This is a genomic window from Cycloclasticus sp. P1, assembly GCF_000299965.1.
In the GTDB taxonomy this organism is placed as follows: Bacteria; Pseudomonadota; Gammaproteobacteria; order Methylococcales; family Cycloclasticaceae; genus Cycloclasticus; species Cycloclasticus pugetii.
Genome location: NC_018697.1, coordinates 1931921 through 1951682, shown reverse-complemented (window position 1 = coordinate 1951682; position 19762 = coordinate 1931921). Strand labels below are relative to the sequence as shown.

General features: G+C 42.0%; 21 protein-coding genes. 5 read left to right on the top strand and 16 right to left on the bottom strand.

What is annotated here, in order from left to right:
• Nucleotide 1: 1 nt before the first annotated feature.
• Complete coding sequence (gene rhlB / locus Q91_RS09440) at nucleotides 2-1264, bottom strand: ATP-dependent RNA helicase RhlB (RefSeq protein ID WP_015006666.1); 1263 nt, start codon at nucleotides 1262-1264, stop codon at nucleotides 2-4.
• Between the two features lie 140 nt (nucleotides 1265-1404).
• Between rhlB and trxA the strand changes: the two genes are divergently transcribed.
• Both trxA and rho read left to right on the top strand, forming a co-directional pair.
• Nucleotides 1405-1731: a thioredoxin TrxA gene (gene trxA / locus Q91_RS09435; protein WP_015006665.1), complete on the top strand. Its 327-nt coding sequence runs from the start codon at nucleotides 1405-1407 to the stop codon at nucleotides 1729-1731.
• Between the two features lie 181 nt (nucleotides 1732-1912).
• The gene (gene rho / locus Q91_RS09430; RefSeq protein WP_015006664.1) at nucleotides 1913-3169 is read left to right on the top strand and encodes a transcription termination factor Rho; all 1257 of its coding nucleotides are present in this window, start codon (nucleotides 1913-1915) and stop codon (nucleotides 3167-3169) included.
• Nucleotides 3170-3246: 77 nt separating this feature from the next.
• On the opposite strand, the gene purD is transcribed toward rho, so the two are convergent.
• The 11 genes from purD to Q91_RS09375 form a co-directional block, all read right to left on the bottom strand.
• The gene (purD, locus tag Q91_RS09425) at nucleotides 3247-4533 is read right to left on the bottom strand and encodes a phosphoribosylamine--glycine ligase (protein ID WP_015006663.1); all 1287 of its coding nucleotides are present in this window, start codon (nucleotides 4531-4533) and stop codon (nucleotides 3247-3249) included.
• A gap of 15 nt (nucleotides 4534-4548) precedes the next feature.
• Nucleotides 4549-6111 (bottom strand): bifunctional phosphoribosylaminoimidazolecarboxamide formyltransferase/IMP cyclohydrolase, encoded by a 1563-nt coding sequence (gene purH / locus Q91_RS09420; RefSeq protein ID WP_015006662.1) that lies wholly within the window; start codon nucleotides 6109-6111, stop codon nucleotides 4549-4551.
• A 121-nt stretch (nucleotides 6112-6232) separates the two neighbouring features.
• Nucleotides 6233-6481 carry a DNA-binding transcriptional regulator Fis gene (gene fis / locus Q91_RS09415; RefSeq protein WP_015006661.1) on the bottom strand — a complete coding sequence of 83 codons (249 nt, stop codon included), beginning with the start codon at nucleotides 6479-6481 and terminating at the stop codon, nucleotides 6233-6235.
• On the bottom strand, nucleotides 6478-7467 hold the full coding sequence (gene dusB / locus Q91_RS09410; RefSeq protein ID WP_026362656.1) for a tRNA dihydrouridine synthase DusB: 990 nt from the start codon (nucleotides 7465-7467) through the stop codon (nucleotides 6478-6480). The genes fis and dusB overlap by 4 nt, the downstream gene beginning before the upstream one ends.
• A 114-nt stretch (nucleotides 7468-7581) precedes the next feature.
• On the bottom strand, nucleotides 7582-8316 hold the full coding sequence (locus Q91_RS09405; RefSeq protein ID WP_015006659.1) for a zinc-ribbon and DUF3426 domain-containing protein: 735 nt from the start codon (nucleotides 8314-8316) through the stop codon (nucleotides 7582-7584).
• Between the two features lie 3 nt (nucleotides 8317-8319).
• Nucleotides 8320-9201 carry a 50S ribosomal protein L11 methyltransferase gene (gene prmA, locus Q91_RS09400; RefSeq protein ID WP_015006658.1) on the bottom strand — a complete coding sequence of 294 codons (882 nt, stop codon included), beginning with the start codon at nucleotides 9199-9201 and terminating at the stop codon, nucleotides 8320-8322.
• A gap of 5 nt (nucleotides 9202-9206) precedes the next feature.
• Complete coding sequence (accC, locus tag Q91_RS09395; protein ID WP_015006657.1) at nucleotides 9207-10547, bottom strand: acetyl-CoA carboxylase biotin carboxylase subunit; 1341 nt, start codon at nucleotides 10545-10547, stop codon at nucleotides 9207-9209.
• A gap of 22 nt (nucleotides 10548-10569) precedes the next feature.
• Nucleotides 10570-11019 carry an acetyl-CoA carboxylase biotin carboxyl carrier protein gene (gene accB / locus Q91_RS09390; protein ID WP_015006656.1) on the bottom strand — a complete coding sequence of 150 codons (450 nt, stop codon included), beginning with the start codon at nucleotides 11017-11019 and terminating at the stop codon, nucleotides 10570-10572.
• 2 nt (nucleotides 11020-11021) lie between these two features.
• Nucleotides 11022-11474, bottom strand: coding sequence for a type II 3-dehydroquinate dehydratase (gene aroQ / locus Q91_RS09385; RefSeq protein WP_015006655.1), 453 nt, complete (start codon nucleotides 11472-11474; stop codon nucleotides 11022-11024).
• Between the two features lie 138 nt (nucleotides 11475-11612).
• Nucleotides 11613-12155, bottom strand: coding sequence for a TlpA family protein disulfide reductase (locus Q91_RS09380; RefSeq protein ID WP_016390554.1), 543 nt, complete (start codon nucleotides 12153-12155; stop codon nucleotides 11613-11615).
• Nucleotides 12156-14024, bottom strand: a complete 1869-nt coding sequence (locus Q91_RS09375; RefSeq protein WP_083856995.1) for a protein-disulfide reductase DsbD — start codon at nucleotides 14022-14024, stop codon at nucleotides 12156-12158.
• Between the two features lie 239 nt (nucleotides 14025-14263).
• Here Q91_RS09375 and Q91_RS09370 point away from each other — a divergent pair, with 239 nt between their 5' ends.
• The gene (locus tag Q91_RS09370) at nucleotides 14264-14767 is read left to right on the top strand and encodes an FxsA family protein (RefSeq protein ID WP_015006652.1); all 504 of its coding nucleotides are present in this window, start codon (nucleotides 14264-14266) and stop codon (nucleotides 14765-14767) included.
• Here the strand turns inward: Q91_RS09370 and Q91_RS09365 are convergent.
• Nucleotides 14762-15064, bottom strand: a complete 303-nt coding sequence (locus Q91_RS09365; RefSeq protein WP_015006651.1) for an antibiotic biosynthesis monooxygenase — start codon at nucleotides 15062-15064, stop codon at nucleotides 14762-14764. The two genes, Q91_RS09370 and Q91_RS09365, sit on opposite strands and share 6 nt — an antisense overlap.
• 307 nt (nucleotides 15065-15371) lie before the next feature.
• Between Q91_RS09365 and Q91_RS09360 the strand changes: the two genes are divergently transcribed.
• The gene (locus Q91_RS09360; protein WP_015006650.1) at nucleotides 15372-15734 is read left to right on the top strand and encodes a phasin family protein; all 363 of its coding nucleotides are present in this window, start codon (nucleotides 15372-15374) and stop codon (nucleotides 15732-15734) included.
• A gap of 161 nt (nucleotides 15735-15895) precedes the next feature.
• On the opposite strand, the gene Q91_RS09355 is transcribed toward Q91_RS09360, so the two are convergent.
• The 3 genes from Q91_RS09355 to Q91_RS09345 are packed head-to-tail and all read right to left on the bottom strand — an operon-like array spanning nucleotide 15896 to nucleotide 18379.
• The gene (locus Q91_RS09355) at nucleotides 15896-16627 is read right to left on the bottom strand and encodes an ABC transporter ATP-binding protein (protein ID WP_015006649.1); all 732 of its coding nucleotides are present in this window, start codon (nucleotides 16625-16627) and stop codon (nucleotides 15896-15898) included.
• A 6-nt stretch (nucleotides 16628-16633) separates the two neighbouring features.
• Complete coding sequence (locus Q91_RS09350) at nucleotides 16634-17380, bottom strand: ABC transporter permease (protein ID WP_015006648.1); 747 nt, start codon at nucleotides 17378-17380, stop codon at nucleotides 16634-16636.
• A gap of 12 nt (nucleotides 17381-17392) precedes the next feature.
• Nucleotides 17393-18379, bottom strand: coding sequence for an ABC transporter substrate-binding protein (locus tag Q91_RS09345; protein ID WP_015006647.1), 987 nt, complete (start codon nucleotides 18377-18379; stop codon nucleotides 17393-17395).
• Between the two features lie 310 nt (nucleotides 18380-18689).
• Between Q91_RS09345 and moaA the strand changes: the two genes are divergently transcribed.
• Complete coding sequence (moaA, locus tag Q91_RS09340; protein WP_015006646.1) at nucleotides 18690-19706, top strand: GTP 3',8-cyclase MoaA; 1017 nt, start codon at nucleotides 18690-18692, stop codon at nucleotides 19704-19706.
• Nucleotides 19707-19762: the final 56 nt, after the last annotated feature.

Sequence of the window (19762 nt, the reverse complement as noted above, 5' to 3'; positions counted from 1 at the left end):
ATTACCGTTTATGTGAGCGTGATTTTTGTTGTGTTCGAGCGTTTGCTGGGCGTTTGTGAGTAGATGGTTTAGCGGTTCTTTTAGTAGCTGGTTTAACATCCGGTAAGGAGGCGCCATCAATATTTTCGAAAGGAATTTTGTGTGATATATAGGCTTCAATGTCAGGCAGTGAGTAAGCATAGGTTTCACAGGCAAAACTAATGGCTTTACCGCTGGCGCCTGAGCGGGCGGTTCTACCAATTCGGTGAACATAGTCTTCGGCATCTTGAGGTAGGTCAAAATTAAATACATGACTAACAGCAGGAATGTGTAATCCACGAGCGGCCACATCAGTGGCAATTAATAAAGGTAGTTTGCCGTCTTGAAAGCGAGTTAAAATGGTTTGTCGTTTTTTTTGTGGTACATCGCCTGAAAGCACGGCGTTATCAAAGTCGTTGCCCTTTAGGTAACGATGTAAACGGTCTGCAGTGTGTTTGGTATTAATGAAAATAATCCCTCTTTCGGGTTTCTCATTTGTCAGCAGATGAAGAAGTAAGGGGATTTTTTCATTATCAGCAGGGTAATAAACAGACTCAACCACTTGTTTTGCAGTTATTTGTTCGGGTTCAACGCGAACCATTACAGGGTTGTTCATATGCTCGTAAGCCAATTCGGTAACTTTGAACGAAAGTGTTGCCGAGAACAATAAGTTTAAACGGTTTTCAGGTTTAGGTAATCGTCGTAATAAATAGCGAATATCATTTATAAACCCAAGGTCAAACATTCTGTCTGCTTCATCTAGTACTAGGACCTCGGTGTTTCTAAGGTTAAATACTTTTTGTTTGAAAAAATCGATGGTTCGTCCCGGGGTGCCAATTAAAATATCCACACCATCCTCTATGGTTTTACGTTGTTTATCGTAATCTGTTCCACCGTAGGCAAGGCCGACTTTAATGTCAGTGTGTTTACCAATAATTTTTGCATCATTTGCAATTTGTATCGCCAGTTCACGCGTTGGAGCAAGAATAAGCGCCCTAACACCTTTTTTATTATCGGCAGGCGTTTTTGTTAGTAGGGTGTGATACGTGGCGAGTAAAAAAGCAATGGTTTTTCCAGTGCCTGTTTGCGCCTGTCCTGCGACATCGTTGCCGAGCAAACTGATGGGTAAGGTTTGTTCCTGAATAGGCGTGCACTTTATGAAATTAGCCTCGTCTAAACCTTGAATTAAAGGGGCAGTGAGCCCAAGTGAAGAAAATTGAGTATCAGTAAGATGGGTGTCGGACATAAGTTATGTAATTGTTGAAGAAATAGAGGAGTGAATTGGAAGTTTAGTTAGGAATGAAATATTCATGGTAAGCTATGCATCTGATATCGTACTCTATTATGATGTAATAGTGCGTAGTATTAACCGAACGGAGATAAATAGTGAGTGAAAATGTAGTTCATACCACCGATGATAGTTTTGAACAGGACGTTTTGGCGTCTGAACAACCAGTATTAGTAGATTTTTGGGCTGAATGGTGTGGTCCTTGTAAAATGGTAGCACCGATCCTCGATGAAATTGCAGACGAATATGCCGGTAAGTTGAAAGTCGTTAAGTTGGATATAGATTCAAACCCAGCGATGCCAAGGCGTTTTGGTGTGCGAGGCATTCCAACCTTAATGGTTTATAAAGCTGGTGAAGTGGAAGCGACCAAAGTAGGAGCCGTGACTAAATCACAATTATCAGCATTTATTGACAGTAATATCTAAAAAAATACAACGCCTTCGCCTTAAAGGTAGACGAGGGTGTTTTTTAATGCTACCTTTACTTCCATAAGTAAGAACCCCTTAAGCACGCCACTTGCCGTGCAAACAATCAAAAAAATCAATTAAAAAACCTCTAGTGCTAAATGTGCACGTTTATACCTTTTTATTCCAACCTTAAATCTATATGAACCTAACTGAGCTGAAGCGTAAACCCGCAACTGAAATCCTTGAACTTGCGAAAGAACTTGGTGTTGATAACACTGGACGATCATTAAAACAAACCACTGTCTTTCAAATTCTTAAGAAAATAGCCAAAAAAGGCGATGATGTATATGGTGATGGGGTTCTTGAAATATTATCAGATGGTTTTGGGTTTTTAAGGTCGGCAGATGGTTCGTTTTTAGCGGGTCCAGATGATATTTATGTCTCGCCGAGTCAGATTCGTCGGTTTGGTTTAAGAACGGGGGATACCATTTCGGGAAAAATTCGCCCACCTAAAGATAGTGAGCGTTACTTTGCACTATTGAAGGTCGATAAGCTTAATTATGAAAAACCAGAACATGCAAAAAACAAAATAGCGTTTAAGGACTTAACGCCTATTTTCCCCAATGAACGTTTAACTTTAGAAATGGGGAATGGTACCACTGAAGATTTAACTTCCCGTGTTATTGACTTGGTATCACCCATTGGTAAGGGGCAACGTGGCTTAATTGTGTCACCGCCTAAAGCTGGTAAGACCATGATTCTGCAAAATTTAGCGCACTCTATTGCTGCAAATAATCCAGAAAGCCATTTAATGGTTCTATTGATCGATGAGCGGCCTGAAGAGGTGACAGAGATGTCACGTACCGTTAAAGGTGAAGTGATTTCCAGTACATTTGATGAGCCTGCTTCTCGCCATGTTCAGGTGGCCGAAATGGTTATTGAAAAAGCAAAAAGAATGGTGGAGCACAAAAGAGACGTTATTATTTTGTTAGACTCTATTACCCGTTTGGGTCGAGCCTACAATACTGTAGCGCCTTCATCAGGTAAAATTTTGACTGGTGGTGTGGATGCTAATGCACTTGAACGTCCTAAACGTTTTTTTGGTGCGGCACGTAATATTGAAGAAGGCGGTAGTTTGACAATTATTGCAACAGCTCTCGTTGAAACCGGTTCGCGTATGGACGATGTGATTTACGAGGAGTTTAAAGGCACGGGTAATATGGAGCTTCATCTTGAGCGTAAAATTGCTGAAAAACGTATTTACCCAGCGATTAACGTTAACCGTTCAGGCACACGTCGAGAAGAATATTTAGTGGACGCTGATATCCTTCAAAAAACTTGGATTCTCCGCAAAATTCTTAATCCAATGGATGAAATGGGTGCGATTGAGTTTTTGTTAGAACGCTTTAAGAAAACAAAAACAAATGGCGAGTTCTTTGATTCAATGAAGCGTTAGCAATTAATAATTTTAAGAAACAAAAAAGAGCGTTTATATTTAAACGCTCTTTTTTTGCGTGTTGATATTTTATTAGGCTAGGCCGATTGTTCGCGCTTTATAGCGCGGTGGCCAATATCAGTTCGGAAGTATACATTGTCCCATTGAATTGAACCGACCGTCTCATAGGCCTTTAATTGCGCGTCGAGTACGCTGTTACCTAGGGCACAGGCGCACAGGACACGGCCGCCATTAGTGGTGATATCACCATTGCTCATTTTGGTACCAGCATGAAAGGTTTTAGCATCATCGGTTTCCGTTGGAATACCAGTAATAATGTCACCCTTGTGATAGTCGAAAGGGTAGCCACCAGCGGCAAGAACCACACCAATAGCTGTGCGAGTATCCCACTGAGCTGAGATGGTATCTAATTTATTATCAAGGGCGGCATTACACAGCTCAGTCAGGTCGCTCTTCAAGCGCATCATGATGGGTTGGGTTTCTGGGTCGCCAAATCGACAATTGTATTCAAGTACTTTGGGTGTTCCTTGAGCGTCAATCATTACGCCTGCGTATAGAAACCCGGTGTATGGAATACCGTCTTTTATCATGCCATCCAATGTTGGTTGAATAATGGTATCCATGATGAGGTCATGCATTTTAGGTGTTACAACAGGTGCAGGTGAGTAAGCACCCATACCACCCGTGTTAGGACCTAAATCTCCATTATCACGTGCTTTATGGTCCTGAGATGAGGCCATGGGCAGTGCTTGATTACCATTGGCAATGACAATAAAGCTGGCTTCTTCACCGAGCAAAAATTCTTCGATCACAACGCGATGACCTGCTTCACCAAAGGCATTGCCAGCTAACATGTCGTTGACCGCGTCAATGGCTTCTTGTTCAGTTTCCGCAAGGATAACGCCTTTGCCAGCGGCTAAACCATCAGCCTTTACAACAATAGGAGCGCCTTTGCTGCGAATGTAGTCGCAAGCAGGTTCGATATCGCTAAAGCTTTGATAGTCAGCGGTAGGAATATTATGGCGTGCTAAGAAGTCCTTACAGTAGGCTTTGGATCCTTCAAGTTGTGCAGCCAGTTGGGTCGGGCCAAAACAACGTAAACCGTTAGCGGTAAATTGATCAACGATACCGGCCACTAACGGAGCTTCGGGGCCAACAATGGTCAATTCAATTTTTTCTTCTAAGGCAAAGGTTAATAAGCGATCAATATCTTCAGCCTGAATGTCAATATTGGTAATGCCGGGTTCTTGTTCGGTGCCTGCATTACCGGGTGCTACATAGACCGTATCTACGTTAGAAGATTGCTTTGCTTTCCACGCTAAGGCGTGTTCACGCCCACCGCCGCCTACGATTAGTACATTCATTATAGAACTCCTTGATTAGTGCCTAAAGTGGCGCATGCCCGTAAAGACCATGGCAATATCGTGCTCGTCAGCCGCTTGAATAACTTCCTCGTCACGCATTGACCCACCAGGTTGAATCACTGCTCGAATACCCACTTGAGCAGCATTATCGAGGCCATCTCTAAAGGGGAAGAATGCATCAGATGCCATGACAGAGCCAGTAACATCTAGACCTGCTTGTTCAGCCTTAATCGCGGCTATTCTCGCAGAATTAACACGGCTCATTTGACCGGCGCCTACGCCGATAGTCATGTTGTTTTTGCCGTAGATGATAGCATTTGACTTAACAAACTTAGCAACGCTCCAGCTGAACAATAAATCTTGCATTTCTTGTTTGCTGGGTTGTCGTTTGGTAACAACGGTTAGATCTGTGAATAACTCTTTATCAATAGTTTGGACAAGTAGGCCGCCATTAACACGCTTGAAATCATAGCGATCTTCGTCGCTTTTTTCCCATGGTCCGCTGTCCAGTAGGCGAAGGTTTTTCTTGCCAGCGATGACGGCCAAGGCATCTTCGTTAACACCTGGGGCGATAATGACTTCAACAAATTGACGATCTGTGATGGCTTTAGCTGTTGCTAAATCAAGTGGGCGGTTAAACGCAATAATGCCGCCAAACGCAGATTCAGGATCTGTTTGGTAAGCTCGGTTGTATGCGTCCAGAATGTTATCACCAAGGGCTACGCCACAGGGGTTTGCATGTTTCACGATTACGCAGGCTGGCGAATCATCAAACTGTTTAACACACTCAAGCGCCGCATCGGTATCGGCGATATTGTTATAGGATAACTCTTTGCCTTGATGCTGAACTGCTGAAGCAATTGTGCCGGGTTGAGAGGCCTCTTCGGTAAAAAAGGCTGCTTTTTGATGAGGATTCTCACCGTAACGCATCACTTGTTTTTGTTTAAATTGTAGGTTGATAGTACGAGAAAAGTCGGCTTTATCGCCGTTTTCTTGAATGGTCCCTAAATAATTTGCGATAGCGCCGTCATATTGAGCAGTATGCTCAAACGTCTTAACGGCAAAATTAAAACGACTAGGCGCATCGACTCCGCCAGTTGCCTTAATAGACTCAATGGTTTGTTGGTAATCATTAGGGTCAACAATAATGGTGACATCTTTATGGTTCTTAGCAGCAGCGCGAATCATAGTGGGCCCACCAATATCGATATTTTCGATGGCCGTTGCAAGATCACAATCTGGATTTGCCACTGTTTGTTGGAAAGGGTATAGGTTTACAACAACTAGGTCGATCGGCTTGATATCATTATCTTGCATAATGGTTTGGTCAATATCACGGCGACCTAAAATACCACCATGAACTTTTGGGTGCAGCGTCTTGACGCGGCCATCCATCATTTCTGGAAACCCGGTGTAATCACTGATTTCTACAACAGGAATATTATTGTTTTGTAGTAATTTAGCGGTGCCGCCGGTTGAAATGATTTCAACACCTAAGCTGCTCAATTGTTGACAGAACTCAATAATGCCTGATTTATCGGAAACGCTAACTAAAGCGCGAGTGATTTTATTGCTCATTTTTTGACCTGTTTGTGAAAGAGTGTCAGGCCTAATTGGCCTATCTGAAAACAGGGTATTCTATAGAAAGTCGTGTGTTTTTGCTGAGCTTTTTGCTACTCGGCTTAGAACTGAACTAGGGTTAAATATCCAAGTTGTAGCTGGCTAATTTCTTTCTCAGCGTGCCACGGCTTAAACCAAGCATCTTCGCAGCTTTAGACTGGTTAGACTTAGTATGGTTTAGCACTGCTTCAAATAATGGTTTTTCAACTTCACTGATGACTAGTGCGTGTAGGTCAACGACTTCTTGACCGTCAAGTTGTGCAAAATAGTTTTCGAGTGCTTGTGTCACTTGGTGACATAAAGGTTGTTTTGATTTATCTAAACTCATGCTACTTGGTGTTGTGTTTGTGTAAGGGCATGAAAAATTTTATCCATAAAATCTAGTTGTTGCTGAGGCTCTTGGATGGAAAAACTTTTCTTAACAAGAGGCAGTAATGATGTATCTAGGTGTTTAAAATACCAAGCTATATGCTTTCTGGCAATCCTGACGCCCATAATATCACCATAAAATTGATGTAGCTGCGTAATATGGCGAATAACAACCTGTCTTATTTCCTCAAAGTCAGGTGGCGCTAAGGTCTCGCCTGTTTTCAAGAAATGGTCAATTTCTCTGAAAATCCAAGGTCGCCCTTGGGCACCACGGCCTATTAACAGACCATCTGCATTGGTGTGATGTAATACGTCACGTGCTCGTTGAGGGGTAGTTATATCTCCATTGGCAAATACCGGAATGTTGATGGATTGTTTAACGAGTTTAATGGTGTCAAATTCAGCGTTTCCATCATATTTACAAGCACGTGTCCGACCATGAATCGCAAGGGCCTGTATGCCGGCTTGCTCGGCAATTTTAGCAATGGTGGGGGCGTTTTTACTGAGTGGATCCCAGCCGGTTCTTATTTTTAGCGTTACCGGAATGTGGACGGCAGAAACCACAGACTTTAAAATTTCTTCAACCAAAGGTTCGTCTCTTAATAAGGCTGAACCAGCAGCGACATTACATACTTTTTTAGCAGGACAGCCCATGTTGATATCAATAATTTGTGCGCCATTGGCTTGATTAAAGAGAGCCGCTTCAGCCATTTGTTTGGGATTTGTGCCAACAATTTGTACCGAGCGAGGCTCGTTCTCGCCATTATGATCGAGTTTCAATAAGGTTCGTCGGTGTTTGCGTAAAGCAGGGTTTGACGCAGTCATTTCAGACACCGCTAAGCCAGCCCCTAATTCCCGACAAAGTTGACGAAAAGGTCTGTCGGTTATTCCAGCCATGGGGGATAAGACTAAGTTGTTACTTAATGTATACGGACCAATTTTCATAAGAACTTAAAGGGGTTGAGTTGAGAGTTTTATGCGACACTCTCAGGTGTTTAGTGTCGCTATTGTCTGATCTTGAGTCAATCCTTAGCGGCGATTTATCGCAAGCATTTTACCTTAAGGTTGAAAGGATATTTCAAAACCAAAGGCAGTTTTGCTAGGTTTTTGGAAGGTAAGCGTAATGTTCCTTAGGGATTGAGGTGCGAAATAATCATTGATTTCACTGTCTGCTAGGTAATCATTTTTAGTAAAAACTCCTTGAGCTATTGGCTCACCGAGAGTCGATGTTAGTAGCAATTTTATGCTTGGATAGGGTTGTTCGGCTAAGGCGGAATTTTTGATTGTGAGTTGAAAAGACAGCAGCTCATCTAGCTTTGGGTGAGGCGTAAGCTGGCGTGCAATGATGTGAATTTCATCCAGGTTTTGGTAGCTAGGAATTGATAAGTCGAAGGTGTTATTGAGTTTTTTGAAGAAGGGTTGTAATTGTGTGTTTTGAGTTAATCGTGTTGATTCAATGAAGGCAATTTGAGTGAGAAGCACTAACACTAATACAAATGAAAGCAGACCGTATGGCAGTTTATAGTGATGGGTGGTTTTTGTAGACTCCCATGCCGCAATAATTGGAGGAGAATCAGCTTCAGACGAGTGCTCTTGGGTAGCAGTCGATGACTGAGTGATGTCTTCATTGGGCTTAATGGGAACAGTTCGCTCAATATCGGCGCTGAGTTCATTTTCCCGTGCATTAAATACTTTATGGCAATGGCCGCAGCGAATAACGCCTGACTTAACTGCTAATTGTTCAGGGGTGACATGTAGTGTACTAAAACAAAAAGGACAAAGTGCATAAGGCATTGCTCAAGTTTTTTTAACGGCATGGAGGCAAGCCCAATTGTCTCTAATGGTGGCAGGGCAGAAGATGAATTCATGTTGGTAGGCGCTAATAACTTGCGTTACTTGTTCGCTAAGGATGCCAGACAATAATAAATGGCCTTTGGGTTTAACTAAGGCTGAAATATCGCTTGATAGTGAGATAAGCGGCTCAGCTAAAATATTCGCAATAACAATGGCTTGGGGTTTTCGAGGGTATTGATCAGCGGCATAAACTTTGACTTTATCAAGTACATTGTTTTGTTCGGCATTGCTCGTTGTGGCGATAAGTGCCTGAGGGTCAATGTCTATGCCAATAGCACTTTTTGCACCTAATAAAAGACCTGCAATAGCGAGTATGCCAGAGCCACATCCAAAGTCGATAATATTGCTTTTTGTAAGATCATGTTTGGCTAACCAATCGAGACAAAGGGCGGTCGTAGGGTGTGTGCCGGTGCCAAATGCTAGACCAGGGTCGAGTCGTAATAAGGTTGCATTGGAATCTGCAACGTCATGTTCGGTAGAGCAAACCCAAAAGTTATCGCCAAATTTAATGGGTTGGAAATTTTCAAGCCAAACACGTTCCCAGACTTGGTCTTCTAGACGCTCAATAGTTAATTGCCACTCGCCCTGATGGCCAAGTTGTTGGTTAAAAAATTGCTCGATATTTTTAAGGTCGTCTTGTTCGTCAAACAAACCTGTAATGGAGACATGTTGCCATAGAGGCGTGCTATTTAATGGCGGCTCATAAATAGGTTGGTCGGCTCTGTCTGTGATGGTCACAGACAGAGCGCCAAGGTTTTCTAATAAGCCTTCAATCGTTGCGGCTAACTCTTGAGTTGTTGCAATGGTCAATTGTTGCCATGCCATGCCGATTACATCCCCAGTTTCTTTTCAAGGTAATGAATATTATAGACGCCTGAGGCAAAATCTTTGTCGACCACAATGTCCTTTAATAACGGGATATTGGTGTGAATGCCATCAATAACCGTTTCGTTAAGAGCTGTTTTTGTGCGAGCAAGTGCAGAGTCGCGAGAGGGGCCTGATGCGATCAGTTTGCCGATCATCGAGTCATAGTATTGAGGCACGGTGTAGCCGTTATAGATATGGCTATCAAAGCGAATGCCAGGACCGCCTGGGATATGTAACTGTGTAATTTTCCCTGGTGAAGGCATAAAGGTTTCAGAATGCTCAGCATTTAGACGACATTCAATAGCGTGACCTGAAATTTTAATATCATCTTGCGTGTAACCAAGTGGTAGACCAGCGGCAATTTTCAGTTGTTCAGCAACAATATCGACACCAGTGACAATTTCTGTAATTGGATGTTCTACTTGAACCCGTGTATTCATTTCAATGAAATAAAATTCACCTTTCTCATATAAGAACTCAAAGGTTCCTGCTCCATAGTAGCCAATATCTGTACAGGCTTTCGCACAGCGAGTACCAATTTCTTGGCGAACCTCTTCGCTGATGCCAATTGCGGGCGCTTCTTCAATTACTTTTTGGTGCTTACGCTGAGTTGAGCAGTCACGTTCTCCCAAGTGAATGGCGTTACCGTGTTGGTCGGCCAGCACTTGGAATTCGATATGGCGTGGCGTTTCAAGGAATTTCTCCATATACACCATATCGTTACCAAAAAAGTTTTTAGCCTCGGTTTTGGTCAGTGAAATGGCATTCAAAAGGGCTGCTTCTGTATGAACCACACGCATCCCGCGGCCACCACCACCGCCAGCAGCTTTAATGATAATGGGGTAGCCAATATCACGGGCTAATCTGACATTTCGTTCTTTGTCATCGTTTAACGGGCCATCTGAACCGGGAACGCAAGGCACGCCAGCCTTAATCATTGCCTCAATCGCTGAGACTTTATCACCCATTAGGCGAATTGTTTCCGAGCGAGGGCCAATAAATGTAAAGCCGCTTTGTTCTACGCGTTCAGCAAAGTCCGCATTTTCAGACAAAAAGCCGTAGCCGGGGTGAATAGCTTGGGCATCGGTAATTTCTGCAGCACTAATAATGGCGGGTACGTTTAGGTAGCTTTCTGTAGATGAAGGACCGCCAATACAAACGGATTCATCTGCTAAACGAACGTGTTTTAAATCACGGTCGGCAGAGGAGTGAACGGCAACTGTTTGGATGCCCATTTCGCGACAGGCACGCAAAATACGCAAAGCAATTTCACCACGGTTGGCAATAAGAATTTTATCGAACATATTTTTCTCGTCTCAGGGGCGGTTATTCGATGATGAAAAGTGGCTGATCAAATTCGACTGGGTGGCCATTCTCAGTCAACACTGATGCAATAACACCAGATTTGTCCGCTTCAATTTGGTTAAGGATTTTCATTGCTTCAATAATGCACAAGGTATCGCCTTTTTGAACGGATTGACCTATTTTGACGAAAGGGGCCGAGCCTGGCGCAGGTGCGTCATAAAACGTGCCGACCATTGGAGAAGTAATAACATGTCCAGACGGCTGTTCAGTATTGTCGCTTGCAGCTGCTTGAGGCGCAGCGCTGGCAACGGCTGGAGCGGCAGCAGGTGCAGGCATTTGTGTTACGGCAACAGGTTGTGTTGAAGAGTAACGATTGATACGTACAGACTCTTCACCTTCGTGAATTTCAATTTCTGCAATATCGGACTCTTCGATGAGTTCGATCAGTTTTTTAACTTTTCTTATATCCATAATTAATCTCTTGATGGTTTTTGTATTAATGGGAGAGCTGCAAGCAGCGCTAATTTATAACTGTCGGGGCCGAAGCCACAGATAACACCTTTGGCAATATCTGAAAAATAAGAGTGTTGGCGAAATGACTCGCGAGCATGAACATTTGATAAGTGAAGCTCAATAAAAGGTGTGTCGCTTGCTAATAGGGCATCACGCAAGGCAACGCTTGTATGCGTAAAAGCCGCTGGGTTTAATAAGATAACAGCAACCTTATCATGCTTACTTTGTTGTACTTTATTAACAAGGTCATGCTCTGCATTACTTTGATAGAAAAGCAATTCGTGTCCGTGTTGTTCGGCCAGCTGAGTTAAGGAATGCTCTATATCTGCGAGAGTTTGAGCACCATAAATCCCAGGTTCTCGTGTGCCTAGCATATTTAGGTTTGGGCCGTTGATGACTGAAATAATTGCCATAATGTACTAACTTAAAAATAATTGGTTATGCAATTTCATCTTGCAATAAGGGGGGATTTTGCCAAAGCTTTTGGATAAAGTCTATATAAAATGTTATTTCGCGAAAGATAAAGACAAATATAAGCAAGTTAGCAGGAGTTAGCCTTTTGAAAGCTGAATGGATTTAAGAATTTTGGATCGTTCAAGAAGCCCTACTTGACGAGTAATAATGCGGCCTTCAGGGTTGATAATAACAGAAAAAGGAAGGGCGCCCATGGTGTTGCCGTATTGCCTTGCTAGATCCAGACCCTGTATTTCGGCAATTAAATTTGGGTAGTTGATGCCTACTTCTAAAGCAAATTTGTTAACTGAGACCGTGTTATCAATGGCAACTCCAATGAACTGTAGGTTGGTTGCACCATATTCTTTTTGCATGGCAATGAATTCAGGGATTTCTTCACGACAAGGTGGGCACCAAGTTGCCCAGAAATTAAGCACGATATAATTGCCGTCCCATTCCTTAATGTTTCGTAACTGGCCTTGAAGGTCGGGAAAAGAAAACTCTGGCCGCATGGTTGGGGCCTGCTGAGTAGCTGTTGTGTCGTTAGAGCTAATAGTTAAAGGGTTCTTGCTAAACAAAGTGATAGCAACGGTAGCGAAGATAAGTATAAAACCAATTGAAAATAGAGCCTTCTTCTTCATTTATTTCAGTATTTGTAGTTGTTTTAGAAAATCGTCAGCTGCCATATAGCCGATGACTCGATGTTGTTTTATTTCAGTGCCGTTAGGCGAAAAAAATAAAATGGCTGGTGGCCCAATAAGTGAGAAAGCATTTAATAATGCTCGATCTTCTTCATTATTTTTGGTGACATCTGCTTGTAACAGCTGGGTGTTTTTTAAAGCCTGTTGGATAGATGGTTCACTAAAGGTAAAGGCTTCCATTTCTTTACAGGAAACACACCAGTCAGCATAAAAATCTAACATGACGAATTGTTTGTTTTGAGAGGCAAGCTGTAAAGCAGCCTGTAAGTCGTCAATATTTTGGATTCTCTTAAATGGCAGGCTATGCTGTAGAGTGTTATTTTTTTGCGAAAGACTAAAGTTGGCTAAAGGTTTTAAGGGGTTGCTTCCGCCGGAGGCTGCACCGAGCATTAAAATAACACCATAGATCATCAAAATAGCACCGACTCCTTTGGATAGTTTTTGCCAACCCGAAGAATTTTCTGGTAACCGATCCAGTGCGTTAAGGTAAATCGCGCAAATAATAAATAAGCTTGCCCACAAAAGGAGTGTGATGCTGGCCGGTAAAATGCGCTCAACAAGCCAGATAGCGACAGCCAATAATAACACCCCAAAGAAGTACTTAATGGGTTCCATCCAGTGCCCGGCCTTAGGTAATAATTTACCCGCAGAAACACCGATAATTAGTAAGGGAATGCCCATACCGAGGCCTAACGAGAATAGTGCAAGGCCGCCTAATACAGCATCGCCCGTTTGTCCTATATAAATCAACACCCCGGCGAGTGGCGCAGCAACACAGGGGCCAACAATAAGTGTCGATAAAATACCCATGATTGCACTGCCCCATAAGGAGCCGTGTTTTTGGTGTTGTGACAGTTGAGATAGTTTACTTTGGAGTGCATTAGGCAGCTGTATTTGATACAAGCCAAACATCGATAAAGCGAGTAACACAAAAAGCCCACTAAAAATGCTGAGAATCCAAGGGTTTTGAAAGGTGGCTTGTAAGTTACTACCAAATAGGCCCGCTAATATGCCGAAAAGCGCATACGTTATTGCCGAGGCAAACACGTAACTAAAGGATAAATAAAAGGCTTTACGTGTAGTAAGGCTTTTGCCATGCCCGATAATAATGCCAGACAGAATAGGGATCATGGGAAATACACAAGGCGTCAATGAGAGTAATAGACCAAACCCAAGGAAGGTTAAAGCGGTCAACCAAACGGTATTGTCCACAAGGGCTTTGGCGATTCGGCCCTGTTCCGAAATATTGCTAGGGGTAGGTTTTGTCGGCTGGGTAATATTTAGGTGGTTTGTCGGTTGCAGGGATAAGCTCACCGTTTTATTCATGGGCGGGTAGCAAACCCCAGTATCAGCACAGCCTTGAAATTGAATGTTGAGCGTTACGTTAGTGGGTTTAACAAGTGGATTGGTTAAGCGTTGGGTGAGTCGTAGATCATGGTAATAAACCACCGTATCACCAAATATCTCATCTACTTTGCGCTTGCCTTTTGGGAATTTTATTGCTTCTAACTGAACGCCTTGAGGGGTGATTACTGTTACCTCAACCTGTTGTTGATATAAGTAATAACCGTCAGCAATTTGCCAATTTAAGATAATGTGTTGTTGATCGTTTACCTCTGCAAAAAATTTAAAGGCATCATCTGGTTCCAGTAATGCATCAGAGGGGGAAGTACTGAATCGATCAAATAAATCACCTATTGTATCGGCAATATTTTTTTTATTAAGGTCTGCCTCAGCTGCAAGCCCCATTGATGTAGAAAATACAGCGCAAAGGAGAAGACATAAAATAATTACATTTCTTGTTTTCATTGAGTAATTGATTGGGTCAGTATGCTAACTTGAAATATCAAGCATTGCTCAGGTGCTTGTTGTTCATTGTTATTTGTAGGCATTATAACGCCACCGGTAATACAAAGGAGCTGATTTTGTTTTGCATAGAGATTAGGACCTGAAGAGCTCCTGATATCTTTCTTTTTAATGTTGTTATTGTGCTGTTTATCTGTATGCCAGTTTTTACAAAGGCATCGTTCCTGTGTAAGCTGTTGGCTATGAATCCCTTTTCTGTTTTTTTGTTACTCTTAATTGTTGTCCCTGTGGTGGAAATTTATTTTCTTATTCAGGTGGGAGGCATAATCGGTGCGTTTCCTACCGTTGTGTTGATTTTGCTGACAGCGGTATTAGGTGCTTACCTGTTTAGATTGCAGGGCCTAGCAACACTACAGCGCATACAGGCAAGCCTGTCTAGAGCTGAGATACCAGCAGTGGAGATGGTCGAGGGTGCTATGTTGCTGGTCAGTGGAGCCTTGCTGTTAACACCAGGCTTTTTGACGGACATTATTGGTTTTCTTTGTTTAGTGCCGTCGTTACGATATCGCTTTGCGCGCTCTATTCTGCAGAGCTCGTTAATGGGCCAAGCCTCTTTCCAACAAGATGGCCCGTTTCAACAAGGCAGCCGTGAAGACGCGTTGGATGGGGATATCATCGAAGGTGAGTTCAAGCGGGAAGACGAGACTGATGTAACAAAAAAAACAACTAAACCACCTAAGCTATAAAACGACTTCAAACCCTTCAAAGTTAGGGTGCCCAATATATAAACCTTTTGTTTGCCCGGCTTGAGCGTGCACTTGTTTAAACGCGTCCGAGTGAGTCCAGTCATCAAAAGCCGCTTTATCTTGCCATGTTGTATGTGAGGCAAATAGGGTGTGATCCTCAAGTGCTGGGCCACGTAAAAGGTGAAATGTTTTAAAACCAGGGACTTCATTTAAGCGAGATTCGCGTGAACGCCAAACCTCTTCAAACTCGTTTTCTTTGCCAAGGCTTACTTTAAAGCGGTTCATTGCGATAAACATAACACTGCTCCTTTTTGGTTAAATAAGACTTTTTTACCATTCATTACGCTGAATAATCGAGACTATTAAATGGATATCGTCGTCGTTAATGATACGTTAACTAAAGAGGTTAGCGTATGTTCTTTTAAGACTGCAATATAAATATTTAGTAAGGGGACTAATACCACTAGTGGTTCAAGGGGTGTTGACAGTGCGTGCAAAATGCGATAGTTAGATAAGTGTTGCACCGCAATAAAAACACTGTATAATCCAACTCAGCAAAGAAGAAGTTATTGCTTATACCTTAAAACAAATAAAAGGATATGACATGTTAAATAATCTAGAAACTTTATTCGCTCCTGCTAAAAAATTAGTTGAATTAAATAAAGCACAGTTCGAAAAAGCTATTGCCGCACAACAAGCTGCAGCTAAAGAATATGTTGCTCTCACTGAAGCACGCATTAAAGCGGCTACTGCCATTACAGATCTTGAAGGCCTAAGTGCTTTTGTTAAAGATCAGGTTGAACTGGCCCAAAGTAGCTTTGAAAAAGTACAAGCTGATAGTAAAGAATTGATTGAAGAGGTTAAGGCTTATAACGAAGAAGTGATTAAGCTTGTTCAAGAAAGCAACTCAGTAGTAACTCAAGAAGTTAAAGACACTGTAAAAAAAGCAGCTAAAAAAGCAGCTTAAAGTGAAACTAATTGCTTGACCATTTGTGAGAAGTCCTCTTTTTGAGGATGGTTTAATAGCTATAAAAATCCGCTGCCAAATTTGGTAGCGGATTTTTTTTGTTTATGAGTATCTTAAGAAAACAGAGGTTATATTTTTTATAGCCAGTTTAGGCGTTTAACTTACAGAAATGGGCGAATGTTTGGTTGGCTGGTTTTCAGATGCTCTTTAAATGCGTTAACTTGATTGGGTGTGCGTTCAGTTCTCGTCAGGCTAATGTTGACCTCGGCGATAATATGACTAGGGGGGGAGGATAAAAATAAAATGCGATCGGCTAGTGTTATCGCTTCGCTTAAATCATGGGTAACAAATAATATAGACCTTGGTTTTTCATGCCATAAGTTTAATAAAGCCCCTCTGGCTTTGTTCGCGTTGGCCTGGTCGAGCGAAACGAAAGGCTCATCCATTAACAACAAGTTACTTGGTAAGCAAAAAGCTCTTGCAAGTGAAACCCGTCGTTGCATTCCCAGTGATAAATGATGGGGGTAGCTATGTAGATGGTCGCCTAAGTTTAAGGATTGAAGAGTTTTTATTATGCTGGCTAAAGAAGCATCGGGCTGGGTTGCTAATTGAATGTTTTCCAAGACAGTTCGCCATGGTAATAAACGGGGAGTTTGGAAAACGTAACTGGGTCGAAGCTTGCTGCTTTGACTATTAATAGTACCGTCATAATCACTATCAAGGCCCGCGATAATATTAAGCAGCGTTGTTTTGCCACAGCCTGATGGGCCGACAAGGCAGACAAACTCATTATTTGTTATATCGAAAGAAAGGTTTTCTATGACAGTGAACGTTTCCTTAAGCCCACTTTTTGGAAAGTTTTTCTTTTTTATATCGACGGTAAGAGAGCTCATCGTACGTTATTTCCAGCGTTGAGATTTTTTGTCCAAGGGTTTTAATATCATGCTTTCTATCAATTGAATAACAATAATAAAAGAAACGGTATAAGCCATAATGCTGGGGATATCAAAAAGTTGAAAAAACAGGTGTATTTGATAACCCATGCCATCGCTTCTGCCTAACATTTCAACGACTAAAATTATTTTCCATATTAGAGCAAGCCCGGTTCTGGCGGCAGCCATAATGTAAGGAAAGAGCTGGGGGAGAATTACATGACGCAATGTCTTGTAGCGCCCAAATCGATAAGCCCTAGTCATTTCCATAAGGTGCTCATCTAGGTTTTTAGTGCCTTCTCTAATGGTGACGATAACGTTGGGAATCTTGTTGATAACGACAGCGAAAATAGCAGCTGTTTCAACCAAACCAAACCAAATGTAACACAAGATAATAGTCACCAAAGCAGGGATATTTAGCAGAATGATTAGCCAACTATCAAAAAATTGATTGAGTGAATTGTGCCGCCCTAAAAGAATCCCAATGGCGGTTCCTATAAGCATGGCCAGAAAAAAACTAATTATTAACCGATATAAAGTTACGCCAAGGTGATGTGGTAATTCATGGGTTTGAATAGCATGTGCCAGTGTCTTATAAACCAGTAAAGGTGAGGGTAAGACGGGGCTGTTAAATGTGACCGCGGCAAGTTGCCAAATTAATATCAGCAGCCCTAATGATAACACCGAGTTTAAGAATGAGGAGCGTAGCATCATGAGGTTGATTAATTAATGGCCGCTATTCCAAAATAAATTAGGGTCAAATTGCTTGACTGTCCCGACAAGTTTTTCACCTCCAATATCGGCTAATATAGAGTAAATATCAGCAATGGCTTGTTTCTCTTCAGCTGAAAATTTTTTAATTTGTCCTTCGCAATAACTCTTGCGTAACAGTTGTTGAGTCAGTGTGTTGTGTGTTTTGGTTAGCGGCAAGATGGCTTTCCAGTGTTTATCGGAAGTACATAAGAGCTGAGTGGCATCATGGCTAGCGGTGAGAAAATTATTGAGGCTGATTGACTGCTCTCGTGCCCATTTTTCACTAAAAACGTAGCCAAGGATGGGAACGGTTTTGTTGATACCGAGTTGCTGAATAATCTCATGCGTATTAATAATTTCACGATAAGCATCTGCTTTTAAACGCGTACTATAGTGCCAATAATTGATTAGGGCGTCCAACTGGCCTTGTTTGATGAGGCTATTGAGCAGCGGTGGGGCGCCAAAAAATGTATCGAGGCCTGTTTGAAGGTCGATGCCTTTTTTTAATGCTAATGCTCGGAGTAACAGCCAGTTTTTATCTAGCTCGCCTCCTGCGATCCCTAATCTCTTACCGCTCAAATCCTTGATGGAATGAATAGCTGAGTCATTAGGCACCATAATAGAACCTGCCGCGGATGAATAGGGGGCAAATAAATAATCAGATGAGAATTGGCGTTGGCGCGCAACCCATGTCCAATCTGAGACAATAATATCGGCGGCACCTGCTTGCAGTGCAATTTTGCCCGCTTGAGTGTTGGCTAAAGGCTGGATGATGAGTTCAAAACCATTTTTTTTATCAAGTCGGTTTTTCTTTATGGTTTCTAATGTCCAGTTAACAGTACCAAACTTAAGGACAGATATTTTTATCGGCGTGCCTGTATCGGCGACAGCGCTATAAGATAAAATAAATGCAGTAATCAGTACGTAGCTGGTGAGGTATGTTTTTAATGATAGTCGCATCTATAGTAAAGGGGGGCTGTTGTAATAATTGTTATAGAAGCTAGTTTATCTTAATTACGGTGAAGGTGAAGTGAATGATGAAATAGGCCTTGGGAGGTATATAAAAGCCCTAGTTTGGAGTTAGCTTTATGAACTAATTTATTGACCTATAAATTTAAACTGCGGTAAGGTGTACAAAGTACGAATGTGGCTGTAAGTCATTAATTATAAATGAGAATAATTTTCAATTGAAAGTAATTCTCAAGAAGCTCGTAACCTTTTGAAGTGCGGGAGTTTCTTAAGAAAAATTAGGAGAAGCAGTTTAGATTGTATGAATGCCGTATCGCCAATAATAAACACAAATAAGTTAATCGACAAATTTGGTCGACAAGTCACCTATGTGCGAATTTCTGTGACAGACCGTTGTGATTTTCGCTGTGTGTATTGTATGAGCGAGGATATGGAGTTTTTACCGCGCGAAGAGGTATTGAGCTTAGAGGAAATAACTCGTTTATCGAAGGCTTTTGTAGAAATGGGCGTGACGAAAATTCGTATAACAGGGGGTGAGCCTTTGGTACGAAAAGATATCGTCAATATGCTGGCAGATGTTGCTAAGTTAGAGGGCTTGGAAGAATTAGTTATTACGACAAATGGTTCGCAATTAACTAAATTAGCACACCCATTGAAAGAGGCTGGCGTCAAACGAATCAATATCAGCTTAGATAGTCTTGATGCGGATAAATTCAAAAAAGTAACGCGAGTGGGTGACCTTAATACTGTCTTAGAAGGTATTCAAGCTGCTAAAAAAGCGGGCTTTGAAAAAATTAAACTAAATGCGGTGATTCTTAAAAATAGGAATCACGATGAGGTAAACAGCTTAGTTCAGTTTGCAATGAAAGAGGGGCTCGATATCAGCTTTATTGAAGAAATGCCTTTAGGGGCCATAGAAAGTCACTCGAGACAAGAGGCGTATTACTCTAGTGATGAAATTAAGCGCGATATAGAACAACAATTTGAATTGCTACCAAGTACAAAAAATACGGGTGGTCCAGCACGTTATTACGGCGTAAAAGGTTATGATAATTTGGTAGGTTTTATTTCTCCACATAGCCATAACTTTTGTGATACTTGCAATAGAGTGCGTGTTACAGCATCGGGCTTGTTGTTATTGTGTCTGGGGCAAGAGCACTCAATGGATTTAAAGCAGGTACTAAGAGCGAACCCAACAGATTTAAATAAGGTCAAAGAAGCGCTTATAGAGTCAATGGACATAAAGCCTAAAGGGCATGATTTTGATATGACAGAACAACCTGTTATTTTTCGACATATGAGTGTTACGGGCGGTTAAGTGTGAGTGTGGCAAAGAGGTAAGTTTTACCAATCAAATTAGGCCTTATGTCTTTA